Source organism: Pseudomonas sp. W5-01, from assembly GCF_046540435.1.
In the GTDB taxonomy this organism is placed as follows: domain Bacteria; phylum Pseudomonadota; class Gammaproteobacteria; order Pseudomonadales; family Pseudomonadaceae; genus Aquipseudomonas; species Aquipseudomonas graminis_B.
Genome location: NZ_JAXCIP010000004.1, coordinates 1 through 16,948 on the forward strand (window position 1 = coordinate 1; position 16,948 = coordinate 16,948).

Here is a 16,948-nt window from a genome sequence, read left to right on the forward strand (position 1 = left end):
GGAGTGAGCTTGCTCACGAAGGGGCCAGGGCAGTCAGCAATTTTCTCAAGTGGCTGCAAGCAAGTCTTCGCGAGCAAGCTCGCTCCCACAGGATTGGAGTGGACTCGGGACCTTGTTAAAGCCACTGAGGTTGCGCACGAGTGACCGGGGTGGACTCGGGATCTTGGTAACGCCGCTGGACTTGTGGGAGTGAGCTTGCTCACGAAGGGGCCAGGGCAGTCAGCAATTTTCTCAAGTGGCTGCAAGCAAGTCTTCGCGAGCAAGCTCGCTCCCACAGGATTGGAGTGGACTCGGGACTTTGTTGAAGCCACTGAGGTTGCGCACGAGACGCCGGGGCATTCGATTGACCCTGCCTTCAGATTTCACCCAAACACCCCCGCATCACCCATCGACTGGATTTCCTGCGCGCTGAACCCTGCTTCGGCCAGCACCTCTGCGGAATGCGCGCCGACGGCCACGCCGATGTGCCGGGGCGTGGGCAGTCCTGCTGAGAACTTCACCGGACAGGCCATCTGCACCTGCGCGCTGCCATCACCGCGGGGCACCTGCGCCAGCATCTCTCGCGCCTGAATGTGCGGATGCTGCGTCGCTTCGGAGAAACTCAGCACCGGCTCGACACAGGCGTCGATGCCGGCAAACAGCGCTGTCAGCTCATCAGCACTGCGGCGCTCGAATTCGATTTGCAGCTCTCGCTTGAGCGCAGCCTGATCGTCGGGCACAAACGACCGCCCAAGCCGCGCCAGCTCCGGCCGGCCCAGGGCGGCGCACATCCCGTGGAGAAACCCCGGCTCCAGCCCTCCCACCGAAAACCATCTGCCGTCACGGCTGCGGTAGTAGTCGTAGAAGCTGCCGCCGTTGAGCATCTGCGCCTCCCGCTCAGGCTCGACGCCGGCCGCCAGATACCCCGCGCCCGCCAGGGCATTCAGGCTGAACGCGCAATCGGTCATGCTGACGTCGACGTACTGGCCCTGCCCGGTTTGATGGCGAGCGACCACCGCGGCGAGCAGGCCGATCACCCCATGCAGCGAACCGCCGGCCACATCCGCAACCTGCACGCCCAAGGGCAACGGCCCGCTGTCTTTGCGCCCGGTGTGGCTGGCGAGCCCGGCCACAGCCATGTAGTTGATGTCGTGTCCGGCGCGATCGCGGTAAGGCCCGGTCTGGCCGTAACCGGTGATAGCCACATAGATCAGCCGCGAATTGATCACCTTCAACGCCTCATACCCGATGCCCAGCCGGTCCATCACACCGGGCCGAAACTGTTCCAGCACGATGTCGTGATCCGCCACCAGCCGCTTGACCACTTCGATGGCCCGAGGCTGTTTGAGGTCCAGCGCCAGGCTGCGCTTGTTGCGGTTGAGGTAGGCGTGGCTGGCTGAGACACCGTGGTCATGGGGCGGCAATTCCCGCAGCAGGTCCGGGCGAGTGGGTGACTCGATGCGCAACACTTCGGCGCCCATGTCCGCCAGCAGCAACGAGGCGAACGGCCCGGGCAGCAACGTCGAGAAATCGAGGACTTTGAGGGATGACAGCGGACCTTGCATGGAGCGTTCTCTGATGGCCGGCGTGTGGCTCAGAGTAGGTGTGATTCGCCCATAAAAAAAGCCTGTCCGAGGACAGGCTTTTTCAACAACCTTTACCGTTAACGCAGCTTACGAACGCACAACAGGGGTAGGCGCGGTTTCAGCCACACCCAGGTCGTCGGTCGGCGCGGTGTTGTCGATGGCACGACCGCCAGACGCCAGCTCGGCCTGCATCTGCGGAACGTCCAGTTCGCCGACCCACTTGGCGACCACCAGGGTTGCCACGGCGTTACCGCACAGGTTGGTCAGGGCGCGGGCTTCGGACATGAAGCGGTCGATGCCGAGGATCAGCGCCAGACCGGCCACCGGCAGATGGCCCACGGCGGACAGCGTCGCGGCCAGCACGATGAAGCCGGAACCGGTCACGCCTGCCGCACCTTTGGACGACAGCAGCAGCACCAGCAACAGGGTGACCTGATGGGTGATGTCCATGTGGGTGTTGGTGGCCTGAGCGATGAACACTGCGGCCATGGTCAGGTAGATCGAAGTACCGTCGAGGTTGAACGAGTAACCGGTCGGGATCACCAGACCGACGACGGATTTCTTCGCGCCCAGACGCTCCATCTTGATCAGCATGCGTGGCAGTGCCGACTCGGACGACGAGGTACCCAGCACGATCAGCAGCTCTTCGCGGATGTACTTGATCAGCTTGAGGATGCTGAAGCCGTGAGCTTTGGCGATGGAGCCCAGCACCAGCAGCACGAACAACAGGCAAGTGATGTAGAAGCACAGCATCAGCTGGCCCAGTTGCACCAGCGAGCTGACGCCGTAGGCACCGATGGTGAAGGCCATGGCGCCCAGCGCACCGATCGGGGCAAGCTTCATGATCATGTTGATGATGTTGAACATGACGTGGGCGAAGCGATCGATGAAGTCCAGGATCGGCTTGCCGTACGCGCCCAGGCGATGCAGGGCGAAACCGAAGATCACCGAGAACATCAGCACTTGCAGGATGTCGCCGTTGGCGAATGCGCCGACGATGGTGTTCGGGATCACGTTGAGGATGAAGCCAACGATGCTCTGGTCTTTACCGGCGGTCACGTAGGCCGCGACTTTGGAAGCGTCGAGGGTGGACACGTCGATGTTCATGCCGGCGCCCGGCTGGACGACGTTGACCACGATCAGGCCGATGATCAGCGAGATGGTCGAGACGATTTCGAAGTAGAGCAGCGCGTAGCCGCCGGTCTTGCCCACGGATTTCATGCTCTGCATGCCAGCGATGCCGCTGACGACGGTGCAGAAGATGATCGGTGCAATGACCATTTTGATCAGTTTGATGAAACCGTCACCCAGCGGTTTGAGCGTTACGGCAGTTTCGGGGTACCAGTGGCCGAGGGCGATACCGACGATGATCGCGACGATCACCTGGGCGTAAAGGGATTTATAGATGGGCTGACGAGTCGTCATTGCAGTTTCCTCAAGAGCATCGAGCTGCAGCATTCCGGTTGCAGTGACGCCTAAAGTGCGAACCCTCCTGCTCGGAGGGATTTGTTTTTGTCGAGCTGCGCGCGGCAGACCTCTGCCCAGTGCTTTGCAGGCACCGTGCCAGTGTTGATAAATCGCAGGAGAGGCCCGGTTTCCGTGAACCGTCTGTTTAACGGTAGACCCGTAAACCGGAAAGGGATGGCGGTTTTCCGCCGTTTGGCGGCAATTACCTCGCAACACTGGCGGGTATCCGCCTCGACGGGCGTGGGAACGCCTTGAGGTTAGATGGCGAACTGAATGCGGAAGGCCGCACCGCCCAGTTCCGAATCGCCCAGGGTCAGCTGCGCGCCATAGCTTTCGATGATGTCTTTGACCACCGCCAGACCGATGCCTTGCCCCGGGTTCTGCGTGTCCAGTCGCTCGCCGCGTTCGAGAATCCGTGCGCGCTGGCTTTCCGGAACGCCCGGGCCGTCGTCTTCGATGCACAACTCGTCGCCCATCATCGATGACCGCCAGCTCACGCGCACTTCGCCCAGGCACAGGCGGTAGGCGTTTTCCAGCAGGTTGCCGAGCATCTCCAGCAAGGCGCCCTCTTCCATTTGCACCTGGCCGTTGTCCGGCAGGTCGAGGACCACGTTGACGCGCTTGTCGCGGTAGACCTTTTCCAGCGTGTTGCACAGGCTTTGCACCACGGGTCTCAGGGCCACGTGATAACGCACCAGCCCGCTTTTGCGCAGACTGGCGCGCTGCAATTGATAGCTGATCTGCTGGCTCATGCGTTCGATCTGCGATTGCAGAATCCGCGCCTGCTCCAGGTCTTCCGGCCGTTTGGCAATCTGCTCGCTGACGCCCTGCAGCACGGCCAGCGGGGTTTTCAGGCTGTGGGCGAGATCGTCGAGGGAGTCGCGGTATCGAATGCGTTGCTCCCGTTCGCTGCGCAACAGGCGGTTGAGCGAGTCGGTCAGGCGCAGCAGTTCGCTGGGGTGTTCTTCGCTGAGGCTTTCCCGCGAGCCGGCCTCGACCTGATCGAGTTCCTGACTCATGCCCCGCAGGGCGCGCAGGCCCCAGGTCAGCCCGCCCCACAGCAGAATCAACAGAACCAGCAGCGCGCCGCCGAAGCCCAGGTAGAGTTTCTGGCGCAGGCCGGAGATGGTTTCCTGGTATTCGCGCACCGGTTGCAGGGCGACGATGCTGAAAGCGGCGTTGCGGCCGCCGAGCAGTTTGATTTCGACGTCGTAGACGAAAAACTCTTCGCCGTTGGGTTGGCGGATCTTGGCGAATTCGTTGCCGCGGCCGTCGTAGCGTGGCTGGTAGTCGATGGCTTCGTCTTCGGTGGCCCGGGATCGCCACACCAGCTTGCCAGCGCGGTTATAGATGTAGCCGAGCAAGCGGCTGTCGGGCAGGGCAAATTGTTCACCGGGCAATAACGACGGCATCAACAGGTGATCGTCTTCGACCCGGGCGGCGGAGATCAAAGTGGTGACGTCGGACGCCAGGCGTTTTTCGATGGAGCTTTCCAGCGCCAGGCTGAAGGCGCTCTGCAGCGCCGGCAGCATCAGCAGCATGAAGATGACGGCCAAGGTCGCGGCGCCCAGCATCAGACGCAGGCGCAGCGAACGAATCATGTACAGCGCTCGGTGAACAGGTAGCCCAGACCGCGCACGGTGTCGATCGGTTTGAAGCCGGCGGGCCCTTCGAGTTTGCGCCGCAGACGGCCGACCAGCACTTCGATCACGTTCGGATCGCGCTCGTCGTCATCGGGGTACAGCTGCTCCATCAGGCGCTCCTTGGGCACCACTTGCTGGTGATGGCGCATGAGGTATTCGAGAATCCGGTATTCGTAGGCGGTCAGCGCCAGGGGCTGTTCGTCCAGGGACGCCTGCTTGCGGTTGAGGTCCAGGGTCAGCGGCCCGGCAACGATGGTCGCGTGGGTGAAACCGCTGGAGCGTCGCAGCAAGGCGTTGAGGCGCGCTTCGAGCTCTTCGAACTGGAAGGGCTTGACCACGTAGTCGTCGGCGCCGGCAGCCAGGCCTTCGACCTTGTCCTGCCAGTTGCCGCGCGCGGTCAGGATGAGGATCGGGAATGCCTTGTTCTGCACGCGCAGCTGGCGGATCAGGTCGAGACCGCCAACCCCGGGCAGGCCCAGGTCGATGACCGCCAGATCGTGGTTGAACTGGCCCGCCTGATACAACGCTTCCTCGGCGTTGCCCACCGCTTCGACGACGTGACCGCTTTCGGTCAGACGGGTCTGCAGGTGGTGACGCAGCAGGGCTTCATCTTCGACAACCAGCAATTTCATGACGCTCTCCCAGGCAAAGGCAACCCTCTTTTTTCAAGAGTCTCAACGACGCTGCCGAGCGCGTGCAGTGTGACGAGCCCGGCAGTGATTGTGCAATCCAGACACCGCTAAAAACAGGCTGGCGGCTTATAAACCGGCTTATAAAACGTGGTGGACAGGTAAATAGGTGTGCGGGCTCTCGCTCAGGCTCAACGAGGGGGGTTGCTGCGCTGTGCGGGCTGGTGCGCCGGTCTCGAACAGTCTAGACGTGCCCGGTGAAGACATCTGCACGCTGTAAAAGGCCGGAAGATTGCCCGTTTGAACGCTCACCCCGTTGACGCGGGCGGTGAGATTTCCGTAGCCGGCGGCGTAGGGATCGTCCATAGGCTGCTGGCTGAAGGTCTGGCTCCAATTGCCGACCTGGCTGGTGGTGGCCAGACTGCGGCGCAGGCCGTTGAGGCGGTCGGCGCGTTCGGTGTTCTTGCCGAAATCGGTGCGGGACAGGTCCGCGTTGCCATCAGCCGCTTGCGCCGCCGCGCTGCTGCCAAGGAACGCCAGCGCCAGAAAGAGCTTGTTGAACGTCAGCATGAGCAGGTCCTCCGGCGCCAGGCGCCTTGTTGGGTACGGTTTGGAGCATACCCAGCCAGCGCTGAACCCCTCCTGAACACGTACTGACCCACCGCATTCGTCAGCAAGCTGACTCCCACAGGTTCTGTGCCTGGCGCTGAATTCCCGGGCAGCGAAGATCTCTTGTGTCGGCCTAACGGCCTCAGGTTTCGCCTTCGGCGAGTTACTTGGAAAAGCACCCCAAGTAACCAAGGGTGCCTGCTCCTGGTTTGGCCCTTCGTTCCTCAGGGTTCCTTCACTCCGGTCTCGCTCCGTGGGCCCGCGCCGAACGGACATCCATGTCCTGACGGCGCTCTCGCCGCATCCATGCGGCTCGGCCCACTGCGCGAGACCTGCGTTCAGCCTGCACCCAAGTCGCGATTGGCGGTGTCTGAGCTTTCTGCGCATGAAGATCAAAAGCTTCCCGGCTGAAGCCGGTCCTACAGATCTACCGCGGCCACTGTAGGACTGGCTTTAGCCGGGAAGAGGCCGGTTTGATCACCACGCATTTCACTGAATGCACGCGCTGCTCTTTGTGGGGCCGGCTTCAGCCGGGAAGAGGCCAGCAGAGCGAGCTAGCTCGCGAAGGCGGTCTGCCTCGGCCATCAACTTTGTCTGAGCCACCCATTCGTCAGCAAGCTGACTCCCACAGGTTCTGTGCATGACGCTGAAGTCTCGGACCCACACACATCTCCTGTGGGAGCGAGCTTGCTCGCGAATGCTTTCTGCCTGTGCCATCCACTTCGCCTGACCCACCGCATTCGTCAGCAAGCTGACTCCCACAGGTTCTGTGCATGACTTTGGATTGGGGATTCAAAGCAAACCGTTTTTTGCGCACGACGCCGCGGTTCCGGCAGAATGCCGGGCATGACTCGATCCCCGACACTGCCTGACTGTTGCCCCGCCCTCACCGCTCACTGGCCCTTGCCCCATGGGCTGGCGGATGTGGTGTTGGTGAGCAGTCGCTTCGATCCGCAAAAGCTCATCGACGGCGATTTTCAGCGCTGTCTCATCGAGCCGCCCGCCTCCATTCAGCGGTCGGTGGCCAAGCGGCAGACGGAGTTTCTTGCTGGCCGCTTGTGCGCGCGGGAGGCGATGCGCCGGTTGGACGGCCGCTCCCACGTCCCGCTAATTGGCGAAGACCGCGCGCCGGTCTGGCCTGAAGACGTCACCGGTTCGATCACCCACAGCACCGGCTGGGCCGCCGCGATCGTGGCGCGCAAATCAGACTGGCGCGGGCTGGGGCTGGACGTCGAGCAGTTGATGAGCCACGAGCGCGCCGTGCGCCTGGCCGGAGAGATTCTGACGCCGGCGGAAATGCAGCGCCTGACCGCCGGGCCCGACCATCAAACGGCCAAACTCGTCACCCTGACCTTTTCCCTGAAAGAAAGCCTGTTCAAGGCGCTCTACCCCATCGTGCTCAAGCGCTTCTATTTCGAGGCCGCCGAGTTGCTCGACTGGTCAGATGAAGGCACTGCGCGCCTGCGGCTGAACATCGATCTGTCGGCGGAATGGCACAACGGCAAGGAGCTGGACGCGCAGTTCAGCGTGCAGGATGGGCAGCTGTTGAGTCTGGTGGCGATTCGAGGCTGACGGCCGCGCCCAGCGGACAATGCTCACACCGCCCCACCCATTCCACCCGATGACTCAAACAGCACGTGCGCCGCTGCCGAACCATCTGCCCGTCCTTTTCTATATAGCTAACGGCGTTGAACAGCGGATTGCGCCGCCCATCCGGCCTCAGCCGTTCCCGCAACAGCCCATACCCTGCCGCAACTGAAACCTCGCTCGCCGCAGACAACTGCCGCAAGCAGGTTTCAAGATAATCCCCGGCGTTGCCCCACAGCACCGCCGTCGGCACATCGCCGTAGGCACTCAAGCGATCGATCACGTGCTGAAGATTCTCCAGCAGCGGCGCAAACCGCTCGAACGGATCGTCCGAAACCGCCACCGGCGTAACGGCCCCCTCAAACCTCACCCCATCCAGATAGCCACGTTCATGCAGGGCAAAACTCAGGCGATCCAGCCCCAGCGGCCACCCCAGGCCATGGGCCAGACTCGCCACCACCACCGGCGGGATCAGCTGCATGGCGTAGTACTTCATCCACTGCGAGACCAGCACCGGCAACTGCTCCCTCAGCAACGCCGGCCCGTACACCTTCAGCACCAAGCGATCCAGAACCTCATCCTGCAACAGCTCGGTCAGCGGCAACACAGGCCGCCTTTCATCGACCACCACCGTGCGGAAAAACCCGGCCAGCGCACCGTCGAACATCATGCATCTCCCTGCTTACGCGGCCAGGCCAGGCTGAAACACGCGCCGCCCAAGGTATGGCTGCGCCCGATCAGCGCGCGCCCGCCGTGCCAATGAATGATGCGGCGCACGATCGACAATCCCAGCCCATGCCCGCCCGACGCCCGGGTGCGGCTGTCGTCCAGACGCATAAACGGCGTGAAGATCCGCTCCCAGGCACTTTCCGGCACGCCGGGTCCGTTATCGTCCACGTCGATGCGGCAGCGCGCTTCACTCAACTGATAGCCAATGCGCACCTCCGACTCAGCGTGGCGCATGGCGTTGCTCACCAGATTCTGCAGCGCACGGTGCAAGTATCGCGGCTCGGCCTCGACCCAATGGATCTCGCCGGACCCCGTACGGTGCAGCGCATCAACACACTCCCCGCGCCTGACACTGATATTCGGCCGCAGCGGCGCCAGCTCGGCAATCACCTGATCGATCAGGGCGTCGAGGTCGATGCGCTGGAAATTCAGGGTCGGCGCGCCCTGCTCCAGGCGCGCGTAGGTGAGCATCTCGTCCACCAGCTTGTCGAGGTCCTGAATATCGCTGTCCATGCCGACCATGTATTTATGCCGCGCTTCCGGGGTCGTGGCGTCGTTGATCATTTCCAGCCCGAAACGCAACCGCGCCACCGGCGTACGCAGCTCATGGGACACCGCGCGCACCAGTTCGCGCTGGATCATCAGCGAACGCTGCAGGTGCTCGGCCATGCCGTTGAATGCCGACGCCAGCCGCCCGACCGAATCCGCGCCCGCCCCCGCACTTGCTACAGGCACGCGGGTTTCCAGGCTGCCTTGGGCGATCTGGGTGGCCGCCGCTTCCAGCCCGCGCAGCCGATGCTCGAGCCGACGCACCAGCAAATAAACCACCAGACCGATCAGGCACAGACCGAGAAACGCGATGAGGATCAGCAGCTCCGGCGGATAGGGATTCATCTGGAACAGCGGGCCGATCTCCAGCACCCACGGGGTTTCGCCAACGCCAGACAGCACGCGGATCGAATCGCCGCCCTTGCCCAGCGCCATCACCGTGTCACCCTCGTCGATGCGCCGACGCTGGTCATCGTCCACATCCAGGTTCTCCAGACGGATCAGCTGCATGTCGAAGCCGAACCCCTTGCTCTGGCGCAACGCTTCCAGCCGCGCCGGCTGCTCATCGACGGGCAGACGCACCAGTTCGTCGAGCAACAGAAAGATGGTCGCGCGGGCCAGTTGCTCGCTGATCTGCCGCACCTCGCCGGTCAGGAGCAAGCCGCTGGACGGATTGCCTGACAGCCCAGGCTCGACCTCCCGAAACACTTGCGCGGCATGGGGTCCGGTCTGTTCGACCACCACCTGCCCGCGACTCAGCCGACTGCGCGCGCCGCCGTCCAAGTGCGCGCGCTCGGCGGTTTGCAGTGTCAGCGGAATGCCCAGCAGGCGCTCCCACACGGCGAGGGCGCGGGTGCGTTCGATGTCATTCATGCCACGCAGATTGTCGGCCATCAGCGTGAAGGTGCCGTGGGCCAATTGCTCGCGGTACTGATCGGCGCGCACGGCGTTGACCAGATGAAGGGTCAGCACGCCGAGCAATGCCACCAGCACCAGAACGCCGAGCATGCCGCCATAGATGCGCAGGAAGATGGAATTCATCGGTCAGCCGTCGCGCTTGAGGGAGGGCAGTTGCGAGGCGGCGTGGGGCACGAACAGGTAACCCTTGTTGCGCACGGTCTTGATCAGGCGCGGGTGGTCGGGGTCGTCACCGATGCGCGGGCGGATTTTCGAGATGCGCACATCGATGGAGCGGTCCTGGCCGTCGTAGCCGACGCCGCGCAGGGCGGTGAAGATTTCTTCGCGAGAGAGGATGCGCCCGGCGTTGCTGACCAACAGCCACAGCAGGTCGAATTCGGCGCTGGTCAGCTCGACGCTCTGGTCGTTGAGCCAGGCTTCGCGCAGGGTGTTGTCCACCACCAGCGCGCCGAACTCTAGACGTTGCTGTGCCTGGACAGGGCTTTCGACGGTTTCGCTGCGCCTTAATAAGGCATGGATGCGCGCGAGCAGTACGCGGGGGTGCACCGGTTTGCCGACGTAATCGTCTGCGCCCATGTCCAGGCCCTGTATCTGGTCACAGTCGTCGGTGCGCGCGGTGAGCATCAAGATCGGGCCGTCATAGCGGCTGCGCACCTTGCGGCAGATGCTCAGGCCGTCCTCGCCGGGCAGCATGAGGTCGAGGATCACCAGATCCGGCTGCTCGTCGATGATTCGCCGGGCCGCCCGCGCGCCGTCTCCTTCGAGGCTCACGCGCAGGCCATTGTTTTCGAGGTAGTCGCGGGTGAGCTCGGCCAGCCGCTGGTCATCCTCGACGATCAGCACCTGCCAGGGTTGTGGCTGCACGGTGAGGCTCCTTGTTTTTTCTTATTAATAGTGCTTGCGCAACGGGCTTTTGCGATCGCGTTCACGCCCGCAAAATTCCCGAAAAAATGATTTCGGCCGCCGACAAAGCGCTCATCCCAGACGCCATGCGGCCTACACGGGATTTCGCCGTTTCACACACAAATTACACACAGCCTTATCCACAGGTCATGCGTTGCAGTAAGTGTCCGAAACGCATATCTTGTAGCCCTTCGACGGCGCAGACCCTACATGTGGGGTTTTTGTCTAAATCCCAAACACAAGTCATGTCGCGATTTCAAGGTTTTTTTCTCGCGCGTTACGTGTGTACGAAGGGCTGAATAACCCCCGAATCTACCGCTCTACCCCGCCAGCGCGAATGGCAGACCACCCAGCCTTGGGATCTGCGCGCAGCGGCACACGTGTTGCAACATCACACGCGCATTCTGCAACAGTTTTTGGGGTGACGGGCTTAAGTCCGGCACCCTTTTCGACTTCAACGCCAGGGAGGGTAAATCCGCCTTCCCATTCGTCTTGAAGTCATGGCCTGACATTTGTCAGTTCACTGCCGCAAGACGAAACGGTGGGCGCGTACTCCGCGTCCAAACAAACTTAAAGAACGTGGAGACACCCATGCAAACCGACACAACTCGCGAGAATCCGCAGGCCACCGCGCCGCAGACAGGTGCGACCCAGCAGGACCTGTCCGCCACCGCGCCGGGTCAGCTGCGTGTGATCAAGCGTAACGGCACCGTCGTTGCGTACACCGATGACAAGATCACCGTCGCCATCACCAAGGCCTTTCTCGCAGTTGAAGGCGGCACCGCTGCCGCTTCGTCGCGTATCCACGACACCGTTGCGCGCCTGACTGAACAGGTCTCCGCGACCTTCAAGCGCCGCATGCCGTCGGGCGGCACCATCCACATCGAAGAAATCCAGGATCAGGTCGAACTGGCGCTGATGCGCGCCGGCGAGCAGAAAGTCGCCCGCGACTACGTGATCTACCGCAACGAGCGCTCCAAGGAGCGTGCCGGTCGCACCGCGGGCGAAACCCCTGTGCAGGCGCACCCATCGATTCGCATCACCGCCAAAGACGGCAGCCTCGCGCCGCTGGACATGGGCCGCCTGAACACCATCGTCACCGAAGCGTGTGAAGGCCTGGCCGAGGTCGATGCCGACCTGATCCAGAGCGAAACCCTGAAGAACCTGTACGACGGCGTTGCCTTGACCGACGTCAACACCGCACTGGTGATGACCGCGCGTACCCTGGTTGAGCGTGAGCCCAACTACTCGTTCGTCACCGCGCGCCTGCTGATGGACACCCTGCGCGCCGAAGGCCTGGGTTTCCTCGGTGTCGCCGAAAGCGCCACCCACCACGAAATGGTCGACCTGTACGCCAAAGCGCTGCCGGCTTACGTCGAGAAAGGCATCCAATTCGAACTGCTGAACCCTGTGCTGGCCGAATTTGACCTGGAAAAACTGGGCAAGGCGATCAACCACGAGCGCGACCAGCAGTTCACCTACCTGGGCCTGCAAACCCTGTACGACCGTTACTTCATCCACAAGGACGGCATCCGTTTCGAACTGCCGCAGATCTTCTTCATGCGTGTGGCCATGGGCCTGGCGATCGAAGAGAAAGCACGCGAAGACCGCGCCATCGAGTTCTACAACCTGTTGTCGTCCTTCGACTACATGGCCTCGACCCCGACACTGTTCAACGCCGGCACCCTGCGTCCACAGCTGTCGAGCTGCTACCTGACCACCGTTCCGGATGACCTGTCGGGCATTTACCACGCCATCCACGACAACGCCATGCTGTCCAAATTCGCAGGCGGTCTGGGCAACGACTGGACGCCGGTTCGCGCGCTGGGCTCTTACATCAAGGGCACCAACGGCAAATCCCAGGGCGTCGTGCCGTTCCTGAAAGTGGTCAACGACACGGCCGTGGCCGTGAACCAGGGCGGCAAGCGCAAAGGCGCTGTCTGTGCGTACCTGGAAACCTGGCACATGGACATCGAAGAGTTCATCGAGCTGCGCAAGAACACCGGTGATGATCGCCGTCGTACCCACGACATGAACACCGCCAACTGGATCCCTGACCTGTTCATGAAGCGTGTCTTCGACGACGGCAAGTGGACCCTGTTCTCGCCGTCCGAAGTGCCTGATCTGCACGACCTGACCGGTAAAGCCTTCGAAGAGCGCTACGAGTACTACGAAGCGCTGACCGAGTACCCGGGCAAGGTCAAGCTGTTCAAGACCATTCAGGCCAAAGACCTGTGGCGCAAAATGCTGTCCATGCTGTTCGAAACCGGCCACCCATGGCTGACCTTCAAGGACCCGTGCAACCTGCGTTCGCCGCAGCAGCACGTGGGCGTGGTTCACAGCTCGAACCTGTGTACCGAGATCACCCTGAACACCAACAAGGACGAGATCGCGGTCTGCAACCTGGGCTCGATCAACCTGCCGAACCACATCGTCGACGGCAAGCTGGACACCGACAAGCTCAAGCGCACCATCGACGTTGCCGTGCGCATGCTCGACAACGTGATCGACATCAACTACTACTCGGTGCCGCAAGCGAAGAACTCCAACTTCCGCCACCGTCCGGTCGGTCTGGGCATCATGGGCTTCCAGGACGCGCTGTACCTGCAGCACATTCCTTACGGTTCCGATGCCGCTGTCGAATTCGCCGACCGCTCGATGGAAGCCGTCAGCTACTACGCGATCCAGGCGTCCTGCGATCTGGCGGACGAGCGCGGTGCCTACGAGACGTTCCAGGGTTCGCTGTGGTCCAAAGGCATCCTGCCGCTGGATTCGCAACAGATCCTGATCGAGCAGCGTGGCCAGAAGTACATCGACGTCGACCTCAACGAATTCCTGGACTGGGCGCCTGTGCGTGCTCGCGTTCAGAAAGGCATTCGTAACTCGAACATCATGGCCATCGCACCGACCGCGACCATCGCCAACATCACCGGCGTGTCGCAGTCGATCGAACCGACTTACCAGAACCTGTACGTGAAATCGAACCTGTCGGGCGAATTCACCGTGATCAACCCGTACCTGGTTCGCGACCTGAAAGCCCGCGACCTGTGGGATTCGGTCATGATCAACGACCTGAAGTACTACGACGGTTCGGTGCAGCAGATCGAGCGCATCCCGCAGGAGTTGAAAGACCTCTACGCGACCGCCTTCGAAGTGGACACCAAGTGGATCGTTGACGCGGCCAGCCGTCGTCAGAAGTGGATCGACCAGGCCCAGTCCCTGAACCTGTACATCGCCGGCGCCTCGGGCAAGAAGCTGGACGTGACCTACCGCATGGCCTGGTACCGTGGTTTGAAAACCACTTACTACCTCCGTGCCCTGGCCGCGACCAGCACCGAGAAGTCGACCATCAACACCGGCAAGCTGAACGCCGTTTCCAGCGGTGGCCACGGCCCGGACGACTCGGCGATCACCGCCCCGCGTCCAGCCGAAGCGGCTCCGGCCGGTCCAGCGCCAGTGCCGAAAGCCTGCGCGATCGACGAGCCGGACTGCGAAGCCTGCCAGTAACAGCGCGTCAAGCGTCACCTTCGGGTGACGCCCTGATTGAAGGCTCCGCGTCCCCTAGGGCGCGGGGCCTTCTTGCGTTACACTCCCCTCATTCCCAGCCAGGAGAATGCCCATGCCAGCTGCCTCGCTAGAGTCCAAAAAAGCCTACTGTGCCAAAACGCGCCGCTCCAACTACGCCGCCAGCCTGCGTCTGGAGGGTTTCGAGAGCTCGCCCGCCGACTCCGAACGCCGCCTGCCCTCCCGGGAAGAGCTGCTCACCAGCTACCGCAAAAAACAGGCCTGATGGTCGACAAATACGGCGTCGGACAGGACCCTTACTGTCCGCCCGGCAGCACCGTGCTGCGCAACCGCCTCGACCTCACCGACGCGGAAACCCTGGCCCAAGCCGAGCGCGACCTGTCCGAAGTCGCCGCCGAAGCCATCGACTTCTCCCCTCCTCCCTACGACCTGCCCTACCTGCAAGCCGTCCACCGCCAGCTGTTCGCCGATCTCTACGACTGGGCGGGCGAACTGCGCACCGTCGACATCTCCAAAGACCAGACCCACTTCTGCGTGACCCACCGCATCGAGCCCGAGGCCAATAAGCTGTTCAAGGCATTGGCCGACGCGAACTGGTTTCAGGAGCTGGATCGCGGGCAATTGATTGCGGCGAGTGCGGAGCTGTTTGGGGATTTGAACGTGGTTCATCCGTTTCGAGAGGGGAATGGGCGGGCTCAGCGGATTCTGTTTGAACACCTCATCGTGAATGCGGGGTTTGAGATCAGCTGGTGGCCGGTGGAAGCGGAGGAATGGATACGGGCGAATGTGGATGCGGTGGGGTGTGATTATGAGGGGTTGGTGCGGGTGTTTGAGCGGTGTGTTGGGGGGGCGATTGGGGTTGCGGCTGATTGACGCTCCTCGATTCAAATACCACGAGCGCGAGCGCCTTTTGTCAGGTCGGCCGTCATCGAAATGAGTAGCGTATGGGCTCGCGCATCCATGGACGGCACGTATCTCGGGCGTCTTCAGGGTCAAGGGCTTTTATGAGCCGTTGACCTGCGTCACAAACACCGGCAGATGACGAAATACGCGGTTTCACAAACACCATATCGTGTGTATTCTTACGCCCACGACCACTAGATAGGCGATTCAGAATCAGTGAATCACCGTCAGGTCAAGAAAAATCCAGCGTGCGCTCGCCCTGTCGAACGACCGCTGAAAATGACGGATATACGGGTCGCAGCACAGACGTGCGGAGCAAATTTCCGTATACTCGCGCCCCCCAATCAAGGACAACGCCATGACCACCTGCGCAGCCCAAGTCGACCAGAGTTTTATGGTCATCACTCGTCTGCCGTGTCAGCGTTCTGCTCCTCTCCCGGATGACGGCCCTCGCGCCTGACAGCCTTCACCGGAACCTCGAACACATAGATTTCAGAGAGACTTCTCTCGACCGCTGTATGGCGTGACCCGTGTCACAACAGCAGCAAACCGATTACTCAAATCCACAGGCCGCTTAAAACCGGTCCTCTAGCAGGAGCCTCCTCACCATGCTGAGCTGGGACGAATTCGACAAAGAAGACGCCGCTGAACCCGCCAAAGGCGCCAACGCCGGCCATGCTTCCGAAGCCGCGATGGACAAACTCGACAGCGCCGGTGGTGCTGCTGCGCTTGAAGCCCGCGCCGTCAGCGCAAACGACTCCGACGCCATTGCCCGCGCCAAAGCCGCGCTGGACAAGCTGGACGTCGCTGAAGGTCTTGCCGAACTCGAAGGCTCCGCCGCCCGCGTCGCGGTCGACGAAAAACGCATGATCAACTGCCGCGCCGACCTCAACCAGCTCGTACCTTTCAAGTACGACTGGGCCTGGCAGAAATACCTCGACGGCTGCGCCAACCACTGGATGCCGCAAGAGGTCAACATGACCACGGACATCGCCCTCTGGAAAGACCCGGAAGGCCTGACCGACGACGAGCGCCGCATCGTCCTGCGCAACCTGGGCTTCTTCTCCACCGCCGACTCCCTGGTTGCGAACAACCTTGTGCTGGCCGTGTATCGCCTCATCACCAACCCTGAATGCCGCCAGTACATCCTGCGCCAGGCCTTCGAGGAAGCGATCCACACCCACGCCTACCAGTACTGCATCGAATCGCTGGGCATGGACGAAGGCGAGATCTTCAACATGTACCACGAGATCCCGTCGGTCGCCAAAAAGGCAGCTTGGGGCCTGAAGTACACCCGTTCGATCTCCGATCCGAAGTTCGAAACCGGCACCGTCGAAACCGACAAAGAACTGCTGCGCAACCTGATCGCCTACTACTGCGTCCTGGAAGGCATCTTCTTCTACTGCGGCTTCACCCAGATCCTCTCCATGGGTCGCCGCAACAAAATGACCGGCGTCGCAGAACAGTTCCAGTACATCCTGCGTGACGAGTCGATGCACCTGAACTTCGGCATCGACGTGATCAACCAGATCAAAATCGAAAACCCACACCTGTGGGACGCCGAAATGAAGGAAGAAGCGACCCAGATGATCCTGCAAGGGACCCAACTGGAAATCGAATACGCCCGCGACACCATGCCTCGCGGCGTACTGGGCATGAACGCAGCGATGATGGAGGACTACCTCAAGTTCATCGCGAACCGTCGTTTGAGCCAGATTGGTTTGAAGGAAGAGTATCCAGGGACGACCAACCCGTTCCCATGGATGAGCGAGATCATGGACTTGAAGAAAGAGAAGAACTTCTTTGAGACCCGGGTTATTGAGTATCAGACGGGTGGGGCGTTGAGCTGGGATTGATAGCGATTACTAAAAGCTGCCGAACGGCAGCTTTTCTATATTAGGAGAACTGCGGCATATGTCGT

Annotated in this window: 13 protein-coding genes; 5 read left to right on the forward strand and 8 right to left on the reverse strand. The window is 61.7% G+C overall.

All coding sequences use genetic code 11. The annotated features are described in order from the left end of the window. Positions 1-362: 362 nt before the first annotated feature. From SLW75_RS13530 to SLW75_RS13550, 5 genes are all read right to left on the reverse strand, one after another. The gene (locus tag SLW75_RS13530) at positions 363-1,544 is read right to left on the reverse strand and encodes a CaiB/BaiF CoA transferase family protein (RefSeq protein ID WP_410934688.1); all 1,182 of its coding nucleotides are present in this window, start codon (positions 1,542-1,544) and stop codon (positions 363-365) included. A gap of 108 nt (positions 1,545-1,652) precedes the next feature. Then, positions 1,653-2,990, reverse strand: coding sequence for a dicarboxylate/amino acid:cation symporter (locus SLW75_RS13535; RefSeq protein ID WP_192133922.1), 1,338 nt, complete (start codon positions 2,988-2,990; stop codon positions 1,653-1,655). 299 nt (positions 2,991-3,289) lie between these two features. Next, positions 3,290-4,633 carry an ATP-binding protein gene (locus SLW75_RS13540; RefSeq protein ID WP_065992797.1) on the reverse strand — a complete coding sequence of 448 codons (1,344 nt, stop codon included), beginning with the start codon at positions 4,631-4,633 and terminating at the stop codon, positions 3,290-3,292. Beyond that, positions 4,630-5,307 carry a response regulator transcription factor gene (locus SLW75_RS13545; protein ID WP_192133924.1) on the reverse strand — a complete coding sequence of 226 codons (678 nt, stop codon included), beginning with the start codon at positions 5,305-5,307 and terminating at the stop codon, positions 4,630-4,632. The genes SLW75_RS13540 and SLW75_RS13545 overlap by 4 nt, the downstream gene beginning before the upstream one ends. Positions 5,308-5,445: 138 nt before the next feature. Next, a complete protein-coding gene (locus tag SLW75_RS13550) occupies positions 5,446-5,874 on the reverse strand; it encodes a hypothetical protein (protein WP_410934689.1) in 429 nt (142 codons plus the stop codon). Between the two features lie 885 nt (positions 5,875-6,759). Here SLW75_RS13550 and SLW75_RS13555 point away from each other — a divergent pair. Further along, positions 6,760-7,485, forward strand: coding sequence for a 4'-phosphopantetheinyl transferase family protein (locus SLW75_RS13555; RefSeq protein WP_410934690.1), 726 nt, complete (start codon positions 6,760-6,762; stop codon positions 7,483-7,485). Here the strand turns inward: SLW75_RS13555 and fhuF are convergent. The 3 genes from fhuF to SLW75_RS13570 are packed head-to-tail and all read right to left on the reverse strand — an operon-like array spanning position 7,436 to position 10,560. Continuing rightward, positions 7,436-8,170, reverse strand: a complete 735-nt coding sequence (fhuF, locus tag SLW75_RS13560; RefSeq protein ID WP_410934691.1) for a siderophore-iron reductase FhuF — start codon at positions 8,168-8,170, stop codon at positions 7,436-7,438. The genes SLW75_RS13555 and fhuF overlap by 50 nt on opposite strands. Beyond that, on the reverse strand, positions 8,167-9,819 hold the full coding sequence (locus SLW75_RS13565; protein WP_410934692.1) for an ATP-binding protein: 1,653 nt from the start codon (positions 9,817-9,819) through the stop codon (positions 8,167-8,169). Before SLW75_RS13565 ends, fhuF begins: the two co-directional genes overlap by 4 nt. 3 nt (positions 9,820-9,822) lie before the next feature. Further along, positions 9,823-10,560, reverse strand: a complete 738-nt coding sequence (locus tag SLW75_RS13570; RefSeq protein WP_410934693.1) for a response regulator — start codon at positions 10,558-10,560, stop codon at positions 9,823-9,825. A gap of 630 nt (positions 10,561-11,190) precedes the next feature. Between SLW75_RS13570 and SLW75_RS13575 the strand changes: the two genes are divergently transcribed. The 4 genes from SLW75_RS13575 (at position 11,191) to SLW75_RS13590 (ending at position 16,883) form a co-directional block, all read left to right on the forward strand. Beyond that, positions 11,191-14,106 (forward strand): ribonucleoside-diphosphate reductase subunit alpha, encoded by a 2,916-nt coding sequence (locus SLW75_RS13575; protein ID WP_296310367.1) that lies wholly within the window; start codon positions 11,191-11,193, stop codon positions 14,104-14,106. A gap of 112 nt (positions 14,107-14,218) precedes the next feature. Next, the gene (locus SLW75_RS13580; protein ID WP_139214569.1) at positions 14,219-14,389 is read left to right on the forward strand and encodes a YhfG family protein; all 171 of its coding nucleotides are present in this window, start codon (positions 14,219-14,221) and stop codon (positions 14,387-14,389) included. Then, positions 14,389-14,997 (forward strand): putative adenosine monophosphate-protein transferase Fic, encoded by a 609-nt coding sequence (locus SLW75_RS13585; RefSeq protein ID WP_410934694.1) that lies wholly within the window; start codon positions 14,389-14,391, stop codon positions 14,995-14,997. Before SLW75_RS13580 ends, SLW75_RS13585 begins: the two co-directional genes overlap by 1 nt. Positions 14,998-15,635: 638 nt before the next feature. After that, positions 15,636-16,883: a ribonucleotide-diphosphate reductase subunit beta gene (locus SLW75_RS13590; RefSeq protein WP_037012114.1), complete on the forward strand. Its 1,248-nt coding sequence runs from the start codon at positions 15,636-15,638 to the stop codon at positions 16,881-16,883. Positions 16,884-16,948 lie beyond the last annotated feature (65 nt).